At 75.7% G+C, this 855-nt stretch carries 1 protein-coding gene; it reads left to right on the top strand.

What is annotated here, in order from left to right; translation table 11 throughout:
• On the top strand, positions 1–855 hold an 855-nt coding region (locus AC27KI_RS26100; RefSeq protein WP_487116753.1), incomplete at both ends, for a heavy metal translocating P-type ATPase.

Raw genomic sequence — 855 nt, 5'->3', positions numbered from 1 at the left:
GACGGCCAGTGGCGCACGGTGCCCGCCGCCGACGTGGCCGTGGACAGCACCGTGCGCATCCGCCCCGGGGGCCGCGTGCCGCTGGACGGCGTGGTCACCACCGGCCGCAGCGCGGTGGACGAATCCAGCGTGACGGGCGAGAGCCTGGCCGTGGACAAGGCCCCGGGCGATCCGGTGTACGCCGGCACGCTCAACGCGCAGTCGGAACTGGAGTTCCGCGTGACGGCCGCGGCCGGCCAGACCACGCTGGACCGCATCATCCGCGCCGTGGAGCAGGCCCAGAGCGCCCGCGCGCCCACCCAGCGCTTCGTGGACCGCTTCGCCGCCGTGTACACGCCCGCGGTGTTCGCCATGGCCGTCGCCGTGGCCATCGGCGCCCCGCTGCTGTTCGGCTGGACCTGGCTGGATGCGATCTACCGCGCGCTGGTGCTGCTGGTGATCGCCTGCCCCTGCGCGCTGGTGCTGGCCACGCCCGTCACCGTGGTGAGCGGCCTGGCCGCCGGCGCCCGGCGCGGCATTCTCATCAAGGGCGGCAACTGGCTGGAGCTGGCCCGCGGCGTGCGCGCCGTGGCCTTCGACAAGACCGGCACCGTGACCGCCGGGCGCCCCGTGCTGGTGGGCCGCGAGTCCTTCGGCAGCGATGGCGCCCAGGATGTGGCGGCGGCGCTGGCCGGGCGCTCGGACCACCCCGTCTCGAAAGCCATCGCGGCCGGGCTGGGCACCCCGGCCGGCATCCCCGAGGTGGAGGATTTCACCGCCCTGCCCGGGCGCGGCGTGCAGGCGCGCATCGCCGGCGCCACCTGGCTGCTGGGCAACCGCCGGCTGGCCCAGGAAAAAGGCCTGTGGACCGACGCC

This window comes from Acidovorax sp. KPB24-03, assembly GCF_057546605.1.
This window is presented reverse-complemented; position numbering and strand designations above follow the sequence as displayed.